The sequence below is a fragment of the Limnospira fusiformis SAG 85.79 genome (assembly GCF_012516315.1).
GTDB lineage: Bacteria > Cyanobacteriota > Cyanobacteriia > Cyanobacteriales > Microcoleaceae > Limnospira > Limnospira fusiformis.
This window is the reverse complement of the sequence record NZ_CP051185.1, coordinates 6,405,699-6,423,694: the sequence shown is the minus strand read 5'-3', so window position 1 is coordinate 6,423,694 and position 17,996 is coordinate 6,405,699. Positions and strand designations below refer to the sequence as shown.

At 42.7% G+C, this 17,996-nt stretch carries 13 protein-coding genes and 1 pseudogene; 5 read left to right on the top strand and 9 right to left on the bottom strand.

From position 1 onward, the window contains the following. Positions 1 to 112 precede the first annotated feature (112 nt). The 4 genes from HFV01_RS29970 to HFV01_RS29955 all read left to right on the top strand — a co-directional run bounded on the left by HFV01_RS29970 (position 113) and on the right by HFV01_RS29955 (position 3,379). Entirely contained in the window at positions 113 to 1,387 is a 1,275-nt protein-coding gene (locus HFV01_RS29970; protein ID WP_193520715.1) for an HhoA/HhoB/HtrA family serine endopeptidase, read from the top strand. Positions 1,388 to 1,426: 39 nt separating this feature from the next. Then, a complete protein-coding gene (gene def, locus HFV01_RS29965) occupies positions 1,427 to 1,960 on the top strand; it encodes a peptide deformylase (protein WP_006668319.1) in 534 nt (177 codons plus the stop codon). Positions 1,961 to 1,983: 23 nt separating this feature from the next. Then, positions 1,984 to 2,553, top strand: coding sequence for a TerD family protein (locus HFV01_RS29960; RefSeq protein WP_006623031.1), 570 nt, complete (start codon positions 1,984 to 1,986; stop codon positions 2,551 to 2,553). Positions 2,554 to 2,779: 226 nt separating this feature from the next. Further along, positions 2,780 to 3,379 (top strand): TerD family protein, encoded by a 600-nt coding sequence (locus tag HFV01_RS29955; RefSeq protein WP_035760030.1) that lies wholly within the window; start codon positions 2,780 to 2,782, stop codon positions 3,377 to 3,379. An 11-nt stretch (positions 3,380 to 3,390) separates the two neighbouring features. Here the strand turns inward: HFV01_RS29955 and HFV01_RS29950 are convergent, their stop codons facing one another. The 4 genes and pseudogenes from HFV01_RS29950 to HFV01_RS31890 form a co-directional block, all read right to left on the bottom strand. After that, positions 3,391 to 8,583 (bottom strand): protein kinase domain-containing protein, encoded by a 5,193-nt coding sequence (locus HFV01_RS29950; protein WP_193520714.1) that lies wholly within the window; start codon positions 8,581 to 8,583, stop codon positions 3,391 to 3,393. A gap of 202 nt (positions 8,584 to 8,785) precedes the next feature. After that, a complete protein-coding gene (locus HFV01_RS31600; protein ID WP_228116420.1) occupies positions 8,786 to 8,926 on the bottom strand; it encodes a hypothetical protein in 141 nt (46 codons plus the stop codon). An 18-nt stretch (positions 8,927 to 8,944) separates the two neighbouring features. After that, positions 8,945 to 9,022 (bottom strand): annotated as a pseudogene (locus HFV01_RS31895) (pentapeptide repeat-containing protein); the annotation flags it as partial. Further along, the gene (locus tag HFV01_RS31890; protein WP_008055799.1) at positions 8,991 to 9,152 is read right to left on the bottom strand and encodes a pentapeptide repeat-containing protein; all 162 of its coding nucleotides are present in this window, start codon (positions 9,150 to 9,152) and stop codon (positions 8,991 to 8,993) included. The gene HFV01_RS31890 and the pseudogene HFV01_RS31895, both read right to left, overlap by 32 nt. Before the next feature lie 216 nt (positions 9,153 to 9,368). Here HFV01_RS31890 and HFV01_RS29935 point away from each other — a divergent pair, with 216 nt between their 5' ends. Continuing rightward, the gene (locus tag HFV01_RS29935; protein ID WP_006623025.1) at positions 9,369 to 10,373 is read left to right on the top strand and encodes a HEAT repeat domain-containing protein; all 1,005 of its coding nucleotides are present in this window, start codon (positions 9,369 to 9,371) and stop codon (positions 10,371 to 10,373) included. Positions 10,374 to 10,414: 41 nt separating this feature from the next. Here HFV01_RS29935 and HFV01_RS29930 read toward each other — a convergent pair whose 3' ends face one another. From HFV01_RS29930 to HFV01_RS29915, 5 genes are all read right to left on the bottom strand, one after another. Continuing rightward, positions 10,415 to 12,544, bottom strand: coding sequence for a PAS domain S-box protein (locus tag HFV01_RS29930; RefSeq protein WP_193520713.1), 2,130 nt, complete (start codon positions 12,542 to 12,544; stop codon positions 10,415 to 10,417). Between the two features lie 69 nt (positions 12,545 to 12,613). Continuing rightward, a complete protein-coding gene (locus tag HFV01_RS29925) occupies positions 12,614 to 14,287 on the bottom strand; it encodes a putative bifunctional diguanylate cyclase/phosphodiesterase (protein ID WP_241081004.1) in 1,674 nt (557 codons plus the stop codon). A 149-nt stretch (positions 14,288 to 14,436) separates the two neighbouring features. After that, positions 14,437 to 14,595 (bottom strand): hypothetical protein, encoded by a 159-nt coding sequence (locus HFV01_RS31595; RefSeq protein ID WP_008054024.1) that lies wholly within the window; start codon positions 14,593 to 14,595, stop codon positions 14,437 to 14,439. 685 nt (positions 14,596 to 15,280) lie between these two features. Continuing rightward, positions 15,281 to 16,294 carry a CHAD domain-containing protein gene (locus HFV01_RS29920; protein WP_008055796.1) on the bottom strand — a complete coding sequence of 338 codons (1,014 nt, stop codon included), beginning with the start codon at positions 16,292 to 16,294 and terminating at the stop codon, positions 15,281 to 15,283. 363 nt (positions 16,295 to 16,657) lie between these two features. Continuing rightward, entirely contained in the window at positions 16,658 to 17,974 is a 1,317-nt protein-coding gene (locus HFV01_RS29915) for a response regulator (RefSeq protein WP_193520712.1), read from the bottom strand. Positions 17,975 to 17,996 lie beyond the last annotated feature (22 nt).

The window sequence follows — 17,996 nt, the reverse complement described above, 5'->3', positions numbered from 1 at the left end:
CCAGAGCCGGCAAGAATCATGTTAAATTGGGACAAAGTGCCTGATCATGACGGGAAGTTGGTATCAGATGCTAACCCCGGACAGCCCCCTACTAAATTATATTTGAGTCATTATGACTGATACCACTGGAAAAGGCTTTTGGAAACACCCTGTTATCTATTTTCTGTTTTTGCTGATTGGCGGAACCGGAGCATTAATAGGCGATCGCTGGCTACAGAACAAATTAGGCGACCCTGGTAATCCTAACGAGACAGCCTCTCAGGTCAGTTCCCCAGATAGCACCGCTCTCGGTAACACAGAAACTAGACCCCAACCTAGACTGAACGCCCCTAATTGGTTTAATCACCCCTTTAATCCCTCCTCAGACCGAGCCTCTAACTTTATTGTAGAAGCAGTCGATAAGGTCGGTCCGGCGGTGGTGAGAATTAATGCTTCTCGGCGGGTCAGTCGCGATCGTTTCGAGAATTCTCTCCCTAGGGACTTCTTTAATCCTCCTAGGGGTATGCGTCCCCCTGGCGATCGCTTTGAGGAAGGGACTGGCTCCGGCTTTATTTTATCTCCTGATGGTCACATTCTCACCAATAGCCATGTCGTCGAAGGTACCGATACCGTCCAGGTTATATTAAAAGATGGTCGCCGCTATGATGGTCAGGTGTTGGGTACTGATTCGGTCACAGATGTAGCCGTGATTAAAATTGACGCGACCAATTTACCCACTGTCACTATCGGAAATTCTGAACAACTCTCCCCCGGAGAATGGGCGATCGCCATTGGAAACCCCCTCGGACTTGATAACTCCGTAACCGTCGGAATTATTAGCGCTACAGGACGTTCTAGCAGTGATGTCGGTGTTCCTGATAAGCGTATAGGATTCATCCAAACTGATGCTGCTATTAACCCTGGTAATTCTGGCGGTCCCCTGCTGAATGCTAAGGGAGAGGTCATTGGGATGAATACAGCCATCATCAGCGGCGCTCAGGGCTTGGGATTTGCGATCCCCATTAATCATGCTCAACAAATTGCTCAACAGCTAATCGCTTCCGGTCGCGCTGAACACGCCTATTTGGGAATTGAAATGATGACGCTGACCAAAAGATTCCGCCAAGAACTCCAAAATAGTCAAGATTTGCCATTTGCTATTCCTGACACTGATGGGGTATTAATTGTGAATGTCGTATCTGGTTCCCCCGCTGACATAGCCGGACTGCAACCGGGAGATGTGATTCTGAATCTTGACCAACAAACTATTACAACCTCTGAAAGAGTCCAGCAGATTGTACAAAGTAAGGCGGTCGGTAGTATACTAGAAATTGAGGTGAATCGCAACGGAAGTTCACAGATATTGCAAGTGAAAACTGGGAATTTGCCATCTCAAACAACTGGCTAAACGGTTCTACCTCGGTTTGTGAATTTTGGAGGCATTGCTATGGGAGATATACTCGCGGTTACTCAGTTGGGCGACCCGGTGCTGCGTGACCATGCTCAACCTGTTGCTAATATCTGGGAAGCGCGTATTCAGTCTCTGATTGATGATTTAATGGCAACGGTGATTGAAAAAAATGGCGTGGGTATCGCTGCGCCACAGGTGGGATATAGCGATCGTATCTTAGTCATCGCTTCCCGTCCTAGTATCCGCTATCCAGCAGCGCCCGAAATGGAACCCACCGCTATGATTAACCCCAAAATTATCGGTAAATCTGAGGAAATGGTGGCTGACTGGGAAGGCTGTTTAAGTGTTCCGGGAATCCGGGGAATTGTTAACCGTTATCAGGCGATCGAAGTTGAATATACCAGCCGTGATGGTCATCTTCAACACCGAGAACTAACTGGGTTTGTCGCTCGTATTTTTCAGCATGAATATGACCACTTAGAAGGGATCATATTTTTGGATAGGGTAGCTGACTCCCATAGCATGATGACAGAAGACGAATATCAGAAACGCATTGTTTTTCAAAGCTAAATTGAGTTCAAGGAGAACCTAAGATGTCAGTCAATATCAAAAAAGGTGAGCGGATTAATCTTTCCAAAGAGTCCCCCGGACTGCAAGAAGTGGGAATTGGTTTAGGATGGGATATCAATGCTACTGATACCGGGGTGGATTTTGATTTAGATGCTTCCGTGTTTATGTTAGCCAGCAATGGGAAAATCCCCCAAGATGAATACTTTGTATTCTACAATAATTTGAAGTCCCCTGATAGCTCAGTTAGACATTTAGGAGATAATCGCACTGGGTCGGGACTTGGTGATGATGAGGTGGTGGAAATTGATCTAAATCTGGTTAATTCTGCGATCGAAGAATTGATTTTTGTCGTCACAATTCACGAAGCAGACCAACGGCGACAAAATTTCGGTCAAGTCCGCAATTCCTATATCCGTATTTATGACCAGCAAAATAATACCGAGATTGCTAAATATGACCTAGAAGAAGACTTTTCTCGGGAAACCGCCGTCGAATTTGGTCGGTTATATAAGAAAGGTGGCGAATGGCGATTTCATGCAGTTGGACAGGGATATAATGAGGGATTACAAAGTTTCGTAGATAAGTACGTTTAAAGTACCTTTGGCGTTGACTTAATCTCATTCGCAAAGTGAGAAATTGGCAGTCAAAATTAACTAATTAGCAACCGGATTTCTGGATTAATTCTGATGAAATATAAACAATATTCAAGCAGAATAAAAATTCTGGGAGAAGTAGTTAACTAAGCCATTAACTATCAGATAAATGATAGAAATCCGATTGCTGACTGATTGTTATGATGCAAAATTTGGAGATTTTACCATGAGTATCAACCTGAAAAAAGGACAGAGTATTGTTCTTGATAAAAGTCAATATGACCTATCTAATGTGATGATGGGTTTAGGATGGGATGTAGTAGAATCTAAGGGGTTTTTCGGTAATTTACTGGGAGTCAATGCCGATTTTGACTTGGATGCTTATGCTATCTTACTCTCCAATAGTGGCAAAATCGGCAATTATAAAGATGATGTGATTTATTATGGTCATTTAAAGTCTAGTGATGGCACAGTTTATCACTCTGGAGACAACTTAACTGGGGAGGGAGAAGGGGATGATGAGTGTATTTTTCTGCGTTTAAATTCTATCTCCGATAGGTACAGCCACATTATTCTTGGGGTAAGTATTTACCAAGCTAAAACTCGCCAACAGCATTTTGGTCAGGTAGAAAATGCTTTTGTGAGAGTGGTAGATGCTAAAGGTAAAGAAATGGCTTTATATAACCTCTCAGCAGACCCTTCATACGACCAAAAAATTTCTATGTTGATGGGGGAACTTTACCGAGACAATGGTAAATGGAAATTTACGGCTTTGGGTACTCCCCTCAATCAAGATTTAAGTGGGGTTGTTAAAAAGTTTATGTAAGGGGGTAAATTCTAACTCAAGCGGAGTTTTTCCCAGCAACGATTTAAATAAATTCTAGCCACCATATCGTTAGGATTTTGAGATAAACAATCGTGAAATCCCTGTTTAGCTTCTAAGGTATGGTTGAGATAATAAAGGAATAGGGAACGCTCAAATAATACCTTAGTTGCTAACTTTTTAGCGTGTAATTCTGGGGGGTCAGCATCAAAAAACTCGTAAACTGTTACCGCATCAGTTTTCCCCTTCACCTTCACTCGGTCAATAATTCTAAAGGCGTATTGATTAGGGTCATCTAATCCCATAAAGGTTTGGTGGGTAATTAGGAAGGACACGCTATAATTTTTGGTGAGACTCTCAATGCGAGCCGCTAAATTAACCGCATCTCCAATAACGGTACTATCCATGCGGTTGCGACCACCAACAGTTCCCAGCATGAGGGTTCCTGTATGAATGCCTACCCCAATGCGGATAGGTCGCCTTCCGGGTCTACTACGGGTCAAATTATACTCACTTAATTGTTTTAACATAGCAATTCCCGCCTGAACAGCGTGGTCGGGTTTTTCGCCAAATAAAGCCATAATTCCATCGCCAATATATTTATCAATGAAACCATAATTATCTAAAATTTCTGGTTCCATACGGCTTAAAAAAGCATTGATAAACTTAAAACTATCTTCCGGTGTCATACCCTCGGATAAACTGGTAAAGTCTCGGATATCAGAAAATAAAATTGACATTTCTTTCTGGACAGCAGTTCCTAGTTGAACTTCGACTAGACTTTCATAACCTAAGCAGGAAAGAAACTGATGAGGTACAAACCGACCCGCAGCGTCTGTCATTTCAAATTCCGCGTCTAAGGCTTTATCTAAATTCTGATTTAATTCGGAGAGTTCATTTAATAACTCTAATCGCTCTTTTTCGGCGATTTTGCGTGAGGTAATATCTTCCAATAGTCCCTCATAGTAGAGTAAATCGCCGGACTGGTTTCGGACGGCTCGCGCGGTTTCAGAAATCCAGATTTTGGTACCGTCTTGGCGATAAAACTGACATTCAAAGTTGGAGACTTCCCCCTGTTCTCTGATTAATCTTTCAAAAGTTATGCGATCGTCGGGATTGACATATATTTGCTGGGAAATATCCTCACAAATGTTGATGACATCCTCTGGAGAATTATAGCCTAATATCCTAGCCATGGCGGGATTTGCTCGGATAAATTTGCCATCGGGGGTACTCTGAAATAAACCATCTAAGGCATTTTCAAAAATACTGCGATATCTTTCCTCAGCTTCTCGGAGAGCAATTTCTCGTTGTTGTTGCTCGGTAATATCTTGAAAGGCAATAATGGCATAGACTAAATCACCTTCTTGGTCATAATAAGGAGTTACCCAACTTTCAATAGGGATTAATTTATCGCCTTGATTAATTTCCAGAAAATTGGCGATCGCTCTTTGTTCTTGATCTATATCAACAGCATTGGGACTGTCTGGAGAACTATCTACCAATGGCTGTAGCAGGGGCAAAAAATCATCACAAATATCCCCTAATTTTAGCTTTTGATTCAGCAAATTTTTGGCTTGTTGATTGATATATTGTAACTTCCCCACACTATCAACTACCGCCACACCCACTGGCATTCCTTCTAAAAATTGGGTCATGCGTCGCTCCCCTTCCCGCATTTTCGAGTAAAGTCGAGCATTACCAATAGAAATAGCAGCTTGAGAAAATAAAACATTGAGAATTTGTAGTCTTTCTGAGGTAAAAGCGCCGTAAATCAAATTGTTTTCTAAATATAAAACACCCACCAAGTCGCCGCGATGATGAATCGGCATACACAGTAGAGATAATAGTTGATTATCTTGTAAATATTCATCCTCTGGCTTGATAAAATCACGGCTAACATTATCAAAAATGACAGGTTTTTCCGTAGACATGACCAACTCGATAATCCCCTGAGATAATTGTTGGGTCATGGTGACAGGAATAGACTCTAACACTGATATAACTTGAATTTTACCCGGAGTCTTTTTGGTGGAATTAGATGTAGATATCATATCACAAATGGCGACCCCTTCTATAGCCAAATTGGATAGGCGATCGCCTAAAATAATACAACACTTTTGCGCGCCAGCCGTCTCTAGTAGCACCTGCATCAACTTAGATAACAGCTTTTTTAAATCAATTTCTCCCGATAAGGCTTGAGCTGCTGTAATGGTGGTGGACAAGTCCAAAACATTGGAGCCTGTACTACTAGAAATAATCGTTTCTGTAGCGCCCAAATACTCTGATTTATGGTGATATAAAATGGGTTTTAATAATGAAAAATGACCAGATTCTAGGAGTTTTATTTTAGCGGATGCTTGCCAATTTGCATAACCATAATAGGCATCAATTAAATAAGTCCGAGCAATTTTATGCCGTTCCCAGTCTAAATAAAACAGTGCTGCTCGTTCATTAGCTACCGCCAACTCGCGTTTATGACCATGTTTTTGAGCTAATTCTATGGCGCGGTCATAGGCTTCGATCCCCTGAATACGGTTTCCTAAAACTCGATATTTTTCAGCTTCCACTAACTGCCATAAATGCCGAAAATTTTGCGGTGCGGACACACAAAAAGATTCGATAATATCCTGATTATTCCTAACGGTTTCCCCAACTTCTAGCGGTGGGGGATTAATGGCTAATTGAATTAAGGAATCATAGGCATAAAATAGCGCCTTTGACACCACACAAATGACGTTATTCACATGATTTCTGGCTAACTGTGCATACTCCCAACCCCTAGGAAAGTCTCTCAAAATATAAGCCACCATTAAGCGATCGAGATAATCATTAAAGGTTAATCTCTCTGGTGATGAGTTCCCTAACCACTCTTCTAAAGTCAAAGTACCCTTGAGGGTGTTAATGGCTTCGGTAGGAGTCAAAGAACCATTATCAACCCCAGTTAAATAAGCCAAGCGGGGTAACTGTTCAGCAGGTAGAGAAGAACGCCAATTAGCTAGGGACTCGCAGCGAGGTCTAATCCCTTGATTAACCCATTCTAACACCTTGGACTTTAAGGGAATAAAATCTAACTTATCCAGCCATTTTAAGGCTAATTTACCATAAGCATATCCCCTATCTAAATCTCCTGATTCGGTCAAGATTAAACCGGTGGCGGCGTAGGCTACAGCTAGGCGATCGCTTATTCCCAACTCCACTGATAAGTTGACTAATTCCCAGCCAATAAGCTGCGACATTTGGGGGTAATAACGGCGACTGGCTTCCCAAATTAATGAGAGTAGATTTACCGCCGCGCGCCGGGTCTGATTAGCTGGAGAATTAGGAGATAATTCCCTCGGATAATTATCAGGTTCTAAATTAGATAGACTCAGGAATTTAACCCGCGCCTGTTGTAATATATCCTCCCCGGGAACCAGGGGAATTTCTACCCCCAGTTGTTGACATAAATTCAGGGTATTAATAATCGGTGTCTGGGATTTATTTTGAGCAAGGTCTACCAATATTTTTAATTCCCAGGCTGTTACCTGATCAGCCAAAGTTTTAGCTTCCGCCAAAATGCGATCGCACCATTGACTCATCTGTTCCCCATTACCAACCAGATAAGCCACCCGTGCGGCTTGGGTATAAAGTGCTAAAGTCAGTTCATATTGTCTTGTCCATCCCTCCACACCAATTAAACCGATACCCACCATCAAATATCCGATCGCATGAGGGTAATTTTGCTTTTCTACAGCCCAAAATCCAGCGGTTAAATTCAGTTCTGCTAATCTATCCCTTTCCCACTGTTCCCCCATCAATTCTACACCCAAATTCAACTGATTGACTACCAGAAAATGTAATATTTTTTCCTGAGAATCAGAGGGTTGTGCGGTTAGATATGGGTAAAGCCGTCTTCCCAATTCCAGATGGATAGCAGGTCGTTGGTGAGGGAGAATTTGATGATAAGCAGCCACGCGGATACTAGGGTTAACAAAACCATAGCAGTTGGCGGTTACTAACTCAATTAAATTAGCAGCGATCGCCTCATCTAAAACCTCTCCCATTTGACCTGGTGAGAGCTGAGAAGCGCTCAATAAAATATCCGAGGCGAATTCATCCCCCAAACAAGCCGCCTGTTGTAGTAGCCTTTGAGTCAAGGGATTTAACCGTTGTAATTTTTGGTCAACCTCCGACTGCATTTGAGGGTCTAAAGATAGGTTTTCTGTCAGTTCTACTGACCTAAATTTTATCAAATTATACGGCGAATTTGAATAGGGAACACCCAGCTTAATCGTCTGTTGGTAGTCGATTTCCCATTGTGTTTTGGCGGCGACCAAATCCATATAGATACCCCAAGCATTTTGATATCTATCTTCAGGATTTTTAGCCATCAATTTCATAATTATATCGCTAATAATTAACGGAATTTCTGGCTTAATGACATGGGGAGGCTGAGGTTTTTTGGCAATATGAGCGTGAATAAACGACATGGGGTTATTGTATTTAAAAGGTAATTTTCCCGTTAATAACTGATAGAAAGTTACCCCCAGAGAATAAAAATCTGTCCGGTGATCAACCCCTCGATTAATGCGTCCCGTTTGTTCTGGCGCAATATAAGCCGGAGTCCCTTCTAATCCTTTATTCTGATGGTGTAAAATTACCTGATCTGAGAGTCTCACAGAAATGCTAAAGTCAATCAACTGAATAGCTAAAGTAATTGGCTCAATCAGCAAATTTTGAGGCTTAATATCCCGGTGGATAATTTGGCGACGGTGTAGACCTTCAATAATTTGAACAATAGCCGTGGCGACGGTCAAAAATTTGGGTACATCAAGGGGATACTCATAGATATATTCAGCCAAAGATATCAACCCATCATCAGCCATAATTAAGGCTAACCCATTACCATAGGGTTGCAGAGTTAATATATTAACAATTCCTGGTAATCCTTTGAGGTACTCGGCGATAGTATATTGGTGGCGAAATTTCTCCAATTCATTGGCGGTAGGATAGCGATCGTGTAATAATTTAATTACCACAGGTTGGCGATCGCTACTACTCAAAGCACGATAAACAGACGTACTCGAGCCATTGTAGATGAGATCGAGAATTTCATACCCTGGTATTTGGACTGTTGGTTTGGAGGCTTCCATCTGATTTAGGCTGACCTTCCGACTGGTAGAGTTAGTGACCATCTCAACCTGCAAATTAGCCTGTAAATTCATGCTGCTATCTTTCCCGTTTTCCCCGTTACAGCCTGTTCATAAATCATCTGATCACCTCTCAAAGTCCCTCTACCTCTTGGGGAGAGGGATTTAGGGTGAGGGGAATGTATTAAGCGACTGGTGAACAAGCTGTAAGCCGTTCCCTAGTTGATTAATAACCATTTGATAGACAAGGATATCTATTATCGCTTTTAACCCTGAATTAGTAAACCGATAAAATAGCCGCTACTTTCAGGTAATGGGAAAAGCTGGAAAGTTGACCAGAAAAGCACTTACAGGTTATGGTGGGTAATCTCGGAATTTCACTATTGGGCATCATAGCCTTTTTGAGATAAGTTATCATCAGCCCAGTTTCCGTCAAATCAGCACCCACGAGATTAACTCCCTTGAGATTAGCATGATTCCAATTAGCTCCTCGCAGTTGACACCCCTTTAGGATAGCGTGACTGACTTAAATAAAGCCGTGTTAGGTCTGTTGGCTTGGCTTTCGCTAAATCAGCAGCTTTAAGATTAGTATTATATAACCTGGTTTGGTGTAGATTTGTCTGATCTAGGGAAGCATAGCCCAAAACTAGCCCCGACTAAACCCGACTTATACCAGGGGGACCCTTATCGATTCCCATTGATTGGCGATCGCCCCCATAATTCGCTAATATGGCGTAGGGTGCATCAACCGCAAGGCGCAACAAAAATGTTACCATGAAGCCCAGATTGGCGATCGCATTCCTCTAACCAGCCAAAGCGCGTTTTCAAGTAGCCCTTAGTTATCACCCCCTTTAAGTTTCATGGCTTTGGATCATTTAATGTTATTTTTGTCACTAAGTTTAACTGGGTCAGGATTAGTTGCCGCTAGTCCTAGCCAGAGTTTAACCGTAGCGCAACAGCTGAGGGAAACTGCTGGGATGATCTCCCCATCTCCCTTCCTAGCCGCTACAACTTCTGAAAGTCTGCTTTTAGCACAGGAAAACAGTAACAGCAATGGCAACAATCAGGTAAAATTCCTTTCAGGTTTCCCAAAAGCCCTGATTCTTTTAGGAGTTGGTGGAGTAGTTGTCACCGGTGGGGCTGTATTTATTCTAATTCGGCTTCTGGCTACCCCCGACTTAGAGGAAGAGTCCCAGGAAACCCAACAGACTACCCAACCACAACCCGCGCCCGAAATTTCCGCCGCCTCCCCTCAGACCTTAATACAGTTTCCAGCCATAGAAGCGCCCCCCGAAGCAGACCCCCCCATTTCCGAGAATGGTTTAATTAATCTTCCCCCTACCCCCGTCACCGAATCTACTACAGAAGCGCCGCCTCCCCCTTCAGTCCCCACTGAACCCACCTTAGTAGCCGAGAGTCCCCAGCCTGTCAAAATCGATCGCATTGAGGAACTAATTTTACAACTACAGTATCCTAACCCCAATCATCGCAGCAAAGCCATTTGGGAGTTAGCCCAACAGGGGGATTCCAGAGCGATCGAACCTCTGGTAAACTTGCTATTTACATCAGACTCCAAGCAGCGTAGCAAAATATTGGCAGCCTTAGCAGAAATTAGCACCCGCTGTATCAAGCCCATGAGTAAGGCCCTGGTTTTTTCCTTGCAGGATGAAAACCCAGAGGTACGACAAAATGCCATTCGGGATCTAACCCGAATTTATGATTTAATGTACCAAACTAGCCAGATTCTCCAAAGAGCAATGGATGATCCCGAAGCCGATGTCAGAGAAACCGCGCAATGGGCCGTCGATAAACTGAGTCGGATGCGTCCTTTACCTATCTCTAGGAATCATCTGGATAATCAATAATTTATTGACTGAGATTACAGAGGCCTTAGCTTTAGCAAGCATTAGACTAATTGTTCCCTATCAATCTTCGTGCAATTCAAAGGCAGAGAAACGATAAACTTAGTTCCTTCTCCTAGTTCAGAAATACATTCTATTTTTCCCCCATGTTTTTCTACTACAATTTGATGAGATATAGCCAAACCTAATCCCGTCCCTTTTCCCACAGGTTTAGTAGTAAAAAATGGGTTAAATATCTGTTGTCTGACTAACTCCGGGATTCCGGGGCCGTTGTCGGAAATCTCCACAACAACCATATCCATGTTTTCCTCATATTCAGCCAATTCTAACCTGGTGCTAATCTTGATTTCCCTAGGTGCGGGTTGATTTCCCAAAGCATCGATCGCATTTGATATTAAATTCATGAACACCTGATTAATCTGGGAAGCATGGCACTCTACCCTAGGCAGTTCCCCATAATCGCGGATAATATTTGTCTCCCCTTGTTCCGCCTTTGCCTTCAGGCGATTTTGTAAAATCAGCAAAGTGCTTTCAATTCCCTCATGCAAATCAACCGCCTTCATTTTCGCCTCATCTAGTCGCGAAAAATTGCGTAGGGACGTAACAATTTCCTGAATGCGATGGGTTCCCAACTTCATTGATTCCAAAGCCTTGGGTAAGTCATCTAGCATAAAATCCACATCAATATCAGCTACAGCCTCTTTAAGTTCTGGCAGTGGCTCAGGGTAATATTTATGGTACATACACAGCATATATTGAATATCCTTAATACAGGTATCCAAATATATTAAGTTCCCATGAATGAAAGCCAGAGGATTATTAATCTCATGAGCCACTCCCGCCACCATTTGACCCAAACTCGATAGCTTTTCAGCTTGAATTAGTTGGGTTTGGGTGCGTTGTAGTTTGTCTAACGCTTTTTCCAGTTGAGCCGCTTTTTGTTTTTCCAATTGCTGTTCAACTAATAAAGCCGCCTCTATAGCCTTGCGATCCGTAATATCGCGCACGATCGCCAAAACCACATCATCCCCACTTTTAACATAGCGAGCCTCATAGGTGCGCCATCCTTCCTCAAAAGGCAGCATATATTCCCCAGACTGAGACTGTCCGCTAGTTAAAGTTAATTCTAAATAGTGGCGTGTCCACCAGGCCAGGTCCTCCGAAAAGACTTGCTCAACCGTTTTTCCCAGAACTTCTTTAGATTCTGTCACCCGATCATCCTTAGACGGGAAATAGTCAAGAAACACCCCATCTCGGTTCAGACGAAACATTAAATCGGGGATCGCTTCAATCAGGCTGCGATTTCTCACCTCACTTTGTCGTAAGGCTTCCTCCATCTTTTTGCGATCGCTAATATCAGTTTCAATCGCAATAAACTTAGTCAGATCCCCCTGGTGGTTAAAAATCGGAGTAATGCTAATAGACAGCCAGTAGGGACTCCCATGGCGTTTATAGTTAATCAACTCCCCACGATAGGGCTTGTGTTCCTTCAGACAGGCGCGAATTTGGCCTATAGTTTCCGTATCACTCAAAGGTCCCTGGAGAAAAGACCCTGGCGTTAGACCTTTCACCTCTTCCAGAGTGTAGCCTGTAATCCAAGTAAACGCCTCATTAACCCATTCAATCTTCCCATGGCGATCGCAGATAATCACCGCATTATCAGTTTGACTCGCCACCCAGGAAAGTTGGGTCAGTTCCAACTCAATTTCCTTGCGTTCCGTAATATCCTGGGTAAGTACCCAATACTTATCTGGGGTAGCACCTGTTTTCATCAAAGGTACAATAGTCGTTTCCAGCCAAACCTCTCGTCCCGTCAAAGTACAGTTTTGCAGTTCACCGCGCCAGACACCGCCAGATCTAACCACAGACCAGACCTTCTCTTCCCAAAAATCCGCATTATAGCATTTAGAATTGAGCAACGGATGCAGTTTACCGATTAACTGTTCTGCACCGTAACCGAAAACCTCAATAAATCCCTCGTTAATTTCCACAAGTGTGCCATTTTCGTCTACCCATGCTCCTGGGGTGGTCCGGTTGACCACCTGACGAAGATCCCAAAGTTCCTGTTGACTTTCATGTAATTGTTGTTTGGTTTTCGTCAAATCAGCCACTGCTCTCTGATAAGCTGCTACCAAAGGTTCGGGGAACAGGATCCCTAAAAGTTCTGCACTCATAATTAATTCTCCCAATAGTCGATTTCAGTTAGCTAGGACATTCACAAAAGTTTCTGTAGCCTAGCTACCTCAAGCAATATGAATGTTAGGATTGACTTTTCCGGGGCATCCTTTTTCTAGAGGTTTGATGAGCCTTTCAATTTCTTCAGCAAACCGCTGCCATTCTCGTAAGGTTTCCGTAGCCGAAAGCATGATCCTGCCTTGGCTCAGGAATTGTTCCATTTTCTGGTCATCAACAGCCTTAGAGAATAAATATCCCTGGCACAGTTGGCATCCCCAGGCTTGCAATACAGCCATTTGTTCCGGAGTTTCCACACCCTCTGCAATCACCTCTAGTCCCAGGGTATGGGCTAAATTGACAATGGCATAAGCAATTTTTAGTTGATCCTGAGATTCATCGATCCCCTCAATGAAAGAGCGATCAATCTTCAGCGTATGAATCGGAAAGTGATATAGGCGACTGAGCGAAGAATACCCAGTTCCAAAGTCATCAATACATAATTTGATCCCCAATTCGCTAAGTTCTCTCATTTGGGGAACCACCACCTCTGCATATTCAGCAATAGTGCTTTCCGTCAATTCCAGTTTTAACCTACAGGGATCACAGCCAGTTTCTTCCAAAATTGTCTGAACCTTATTAACTAATTGGGGGTTAGTTAATTGATACGTCGATAGGTTCACACTCATAAATGGCTGTTTTCCCTGGGGAAACATTAACTGCCAACGGTGCAATGTTTCGCACGCGGACCGCAGCACCCACTCTCCAATCGGTTGGATCAGTCCAGTTTCTTCCGCAATGGGGATAAATTGACTAGGAGACACCCAGCCTCGCTTGGGATGTTCCCAACGTATTAAAGCCTCGCAGCCGATAATCTCTAGCGTCTCCAGGGAAATAATCGGTTGATAGTGTAGTTGCAATTCCTGACGTTCAATGGCATGACGCAGATCATTTTCAAGCTGCATACGATCCCAAGCCTGGCGGTGCATCGTAGGGTTAAATATTACATGACAGGCTTTTCCTTTCCTTTTCGCTTGCGATAACGCTGTGTCTGCATCTCGGAGAATTTCTTTGCCGTTGCTATAGCTGACATTACTGATCGCAATACCAATGCTAACAGTGCTAAAGACTTCCTGTTCCCCTAAAATAATAGGTTGTTGTAGATGATATTGGATGTTTTGTGCCGTCTGGGATATTTGGGTTAAATTGTTGAGGTCATCAAACAAAATAGCAAATTCATCTCCCCCCAGACGCGCTACAGTATGCCAAGGTGGGATGCACTCCCTTAATCGTTCTCCTACCCCCTCTAATAGGCGATCCCCGACTTGATGACCGAGACTGTCATTAATTATTTTGAACCGATCTACATCCAAAAGTAGTACCACAAATTGGTATTCGGGATCTTCTTTTGCCCGTTCTACTACTTCGTCCAGTTCCCTCATAAAGTAGGATCTGTTATATAAATCAGTTAACCCGTCGTGGGTTGATTTATATATCAGTAATCTAGCTTCCTCACGTCTCCGTCGTTTTTTGTCAGCGTCTAAAACTGGCCGTTGACTTTTGACAATTTCCTTATGTCTTGATGGCTCGCACTGCCATATACCAGACAATTCACCTTCGTTATCAGAGGTATTTAGGGATGATCCACCGGGTAGATGTTGGTCTTCTGAAACATCCTTAAATCTATGGAAAATGGTGTTATTCTCCTCATTAGAGCCTTCACGAATAGTTTTGGTAATTTGCATAATACTTGGGTTTTTACTGAAAAATTCATCGGCTGTATACCCGGTGTTACCTGTAAATAGCGGGTTAACAAATGTTATTCTGGGTACGACTGGCTGGAAATTATAAATGGCAATACTTAGAAAATCCTGAGCATTTATAGCTACTGCACTTAATGCTTGCCATGCTCTTCCCGTTGGCTCAACTTGCCGATTTCCACCCCCCCACAGCAAATTACTTGATGGGATAGAGACTGCTGGGGAATTTTGCCAGTTTCCCCAGTTATTTGGAGGGTGTGAAAAATTGTTGCTGTCCATTTTAATTGCCTCATGGGATGGACATTGGTACTTTCCCAGAAATCTCAGAAAGACCAATTAGTTTGTACAGGTTGAATCATCTCTAGCGATCGCCATATAACCAGACCCTTGCACGAACCCCTTACTTATACAGACAATGTATAAGAAATTTGCCAAGATGCCTAAGATTTCCATTCTAAATTTACCAAAATTGACTTAACAGACCCTGTTTTTGAAGATCTGACCAAAGTGAACACCGAAAACCTTAGACTCTCATTCTCAAGAATAGCAGTTATAGTTCACAAACCCTAACTGCAAATCTTAAAAAAATGTTTAATTCAATACTTGGCTAGGGAAGCTAAACTATCCATTATGATTCAAAAGTTAACAGAAGATTGTATAGCAGTTAACCATTAATTAAATCTTGATAAAAAATGAAACTTACTTCCCTAGTCAAATATTTACCAAAGGTTAAATTCACTTTCTTGGGTTAGGCTCTTAAACAGTGAGATTTCCACCATACATAAGTCTAGGAAATATTATATCGGGATATGAGACCCAAATAAATGTATCTATTCATACAAAAGGCCAAAAATGATCAAAGCATGGAGAGGAGGAACGGAGGAGTTATCTTTCCTCCCCTATTTATAAGGTACTGCGGTTTTCTCGGATCAATATAGCTTAAATGGGTCTGTCAGGGCTATAATGGTTAACTGTGGGTTAAGAATCAGAGTCTACTGGAGGACGCAAAAGGGTCAAGTGAAAATCTTGGCGGACTACAGGATTTAGATATCGACGCTGTAGCTGAGTCCAGCTCTGCCATGATTCATAGCGCTTTTGGCTCATCTGATTTGAGAGGGTGGGTAGACTTTTCTTGAGATCGGAACGCACGATCGCCACCAAAACGGCTTCGAGTACCATGGTATCTTGAATATCACCCAGGCATTCTTGCAGATCTTTCATATCCTGGAGATAGGCTTGATAGGTAGACCCGTAAAAGTCGGTAAATAGGGCCATGAGGTAACGGACTCGTTTGGCTTGCTTGCGTAAACTGTGTAAGACATCCCCGTGAGTGGTCAGGAGTTTCTCAAGTTTTTTCTTGGTAATGGTTTTTTTAGGGGTAGTTTCCTGGGAACTGTTTTCTGTGGACTCGGACTCGGTTTCTAGTTTGTCAATACCAAACAACCAACCTTGATGTAATAATAGCTGACTGACTTGCGGGAGTAATAAATCTGGTAATACCCCCATAATCGGCAGCTTTTCTATGGGGGTATAAACGGGAAAATCTAGCCAGTTTTGCAGGTCTTGTTTAAGGTTTTTATATGTTTGATGTGCCAAAGTAGCCTGAACTTTTTTCAAGGCTTTACCCCGTTGCTTAACTAGGCGAATTAATACCTTGTCTAAGGTGGGTTTTTCGGCTTCGGTTAAGGTGGGATAATATTGATTATTCAAGGCTTCGATCATAACATCAATATCTCGGAGTTCTCCCAGACGACGTGCGATTTTCCCTATGTTGTCATCGCTGGCGGCTTTGGGTAAATCTAAAACGGGTGCAAAACCAGTGACAGCCGATCGCAGTCTTCTCATTCCCACCCGCATTTGATGTAATTCTTCTGGATCTTCATCTTGTAACACGGCGGCTTCATGGCTGAGGACTTTGTTTAGATATTTCTGAATCCCCAAACTGGCCCATTCCCCCAGGGTGTTGGTTTGAGGTGAGGTATCAATAGTCATTTTTATCTGTCCAACTAAAATTTTGAGATACTTTTCACTATAACAGAATCATTTGTGTAGATGATATCCCCATTTCCCCAGTGTATAGTAGCGAGGTGTTCACCAGGTTTCTGAGAATAGGAATAAATGGCTGTGGGTGGCTGAAAATGCGATAAATTCTGGACAGATGGGGGGCGCAAAAATTTAACCTTTTCTTAACCCAATTTATCCCAAATTATGCTGTGTGAAATCCCTAGATAGGATGGGGATTTGTGATCAGGTGCAGCCCCACCAAAATCCCAGGCTATGATTGAATGGGGGAATTGAGACGATCGCCTTCAGATCTACACTAATTCCGGCGGGTGGGAAGTCGGAGAAGATTATTTATTGGCATTTCTCCAGATAGTATTGAGCGACTGTATCGCTGGGGTCTTGGGTGAGAATCGCTTGAAAGCATTTTAAGGCTTCTTGAATGTTGCCATTTCTCCAGCAACGAGTACCGCGATCGAACACCGGACGGGTGAGAATTTTTTGGGGTGACACCGCATAGGTTTGACTAGCTAAAACCTCATAAATTTCTAAGGGTTCTTTTTTGCCTCTGGGGGTGACACAATCAATCCAGCGAGTTTGGAAAGATTCGTTATTTTCCGGGGATTGCGTCATTAATTCAGCCGTATCAATAGCGGATTTGCTGGCAATAATTTGACAGCCATAAATTTTAGTCAATCCTTCTAATCGGGAGGCGGTATTAACCACATTACCGATAACGGTAGAATCCATGCGGCTATTTGACCCCAAAGTGCCAATCATGCCGATTCCGGTATCAATGCCAATGCCAATTCTGATAGGGTCTTTGATACTAAAAAGATGGCGATCGCGATTAAATTCCCGTAAACTGTCTTTCATCATCAAAGCCGAATTTAAGGCATCAATAGCGTGGGAATTGGTGTTATCAAAAACTGCCATAATTGCATCGCCCAAATATTTATCAATAAAGCCATTATGGGAGGAGATACAATTACTCATCTGGTTAAAAAAGGCATTTAACCACTCAAAGGTTTCTCTAGCTTGTTGAGATTCAGCGATCGAAGTAAAACCGCGAATATCACAAAACAAGACAGTCAAGTGTTCTTCCGTGACATTTCCCAGTTGAATAGATCCCACCCCCTGGGGAGCAATCCGCTTTAAAAATTGTTGGGGTACAAATAGCTGAAATTTGTTTGATAAATTTTCATTAATCTGCCAAGCAGCCGAAAACTGGCGTTGATTTTGTTCCTGAACTTGTCGCTGTAACTTCACCTTAGCAGTATCATTCCGCATTTTATGTAATTTGATGATATTATGAATTTTGGCTAACAAAAGTTTGATATTAATAGGTTTAGTGATATAATCATCCCCCATTTTTTCCAAACCTTTTAAGCGGGATTCCTCATCATCTAAGGCTGTCAAAAAAATGATAGGAGTAGTTTGCAAAATGTCATGTTCTCGGAGGCGATCGCAAACTTCAAAGCCATTCATATCCGGCATCATAATATCCAAAAGCACCAAATCTGGCGGGTTATTTGTAGCTAGTTCAATCGCCCTAGGTCCCGATTCTGCTAAGGTAGTGTCATAACCTTCCGCCATCAATAAATCTTCTAATAAAACCAGGTTAGCCGGTTCATCATCAACCAAAAGGATATGTAATTTAGTTTCAGACATAGGTAAAACGGTGGGGGTAACT

Excerpts from the sequence above, each read along its gene's own strand:
- HFV01_RS29970 (WP_193520715.1), top strand. The coding sequence starts at position 113 with ATGACTGATACCACTGGAAAAGGCTTTTGGAAACACCCTGTTATCTAT.
- def (WP_006668319.1), top strand. The coding sequence starts at position 1,427 with ATGGGAGATATACTCGCGGTTACTCAGTTGGGCGACCCGGTGCTGCGT.
- HFV01_RS29960 (WP_006623031.1), top strand. The coding sequence starts at position 1,984 with ATGTCAGTCAATATCAAAAAAGGTGAGCGGATTAATCTTTCCAAAGAG.
- HFV01_RS29955 (WP_035760030.1), top strand. The coding sequence starts at position 2,780 with ATGAGTATCAACCTGAAAAAAGGACAGAGTATTGTTCTTGATAAAAGT.
- HFV01_RS29950 (WP_193520714.1), bottom strand. The coding sequence starts at position 8,583 with ATGAATTTACAGGCTAATTTGCAGGTTGAGATGGTCACTAACTCTACC.
- HFV01_RS31600 (WP_228116420.1), bottom strand. The coding sequence starts at position 8,926 with ATGATAACTTATCTCAAAAAGGCTATGATGCCCAATAGTGAAATTCCG.
- HFV01_RS29935 (WP_006623025.1), top strand. The coding sequence starts at position 9,369 with ATGGCTTTGGATCATTTAATGTTATTTTTGTCACTAAGTTTAACTGGG.
- HFV01_RS29930 (WP_193520713.1), bottom strand. The coding sequence starts at position 12,544 with ATGAGTGCAGAACTTTTAGGGATCCTGTTCCCCGAACCTTTGGTAGCA.
- HFV01_RS29925 (WP_241081004.1), bottom strand. The coding sequence starts at position 14,287 with ATGCAAATTACCAAAACTATTCGTGAAGGCTCTAATGAGGAGAATAAC.
- HFV01_RS31595 (WP_008054024.1), bottom strand. The coding sequence starts at position 14,595 with ATGAGGCAATTAAAATGGACAGCAACAATTTTTCACACCCTCCAAATA.
- HFV01_RS29920 (WP_008055796.1), bottom strand. The coding sequence starts at position 16,294 with ATGACTATTGATACCTCACCTCAAACCAACACCCTGGGGGAATGGGCC.
- HFV01_RS29915 (WP_193520712.1), bottom strand. The coding sequence starts at position 17,974 with ATGTCTGAAACTAAATTACATATCCTTTTGGTTGATGATGAACCGGCT.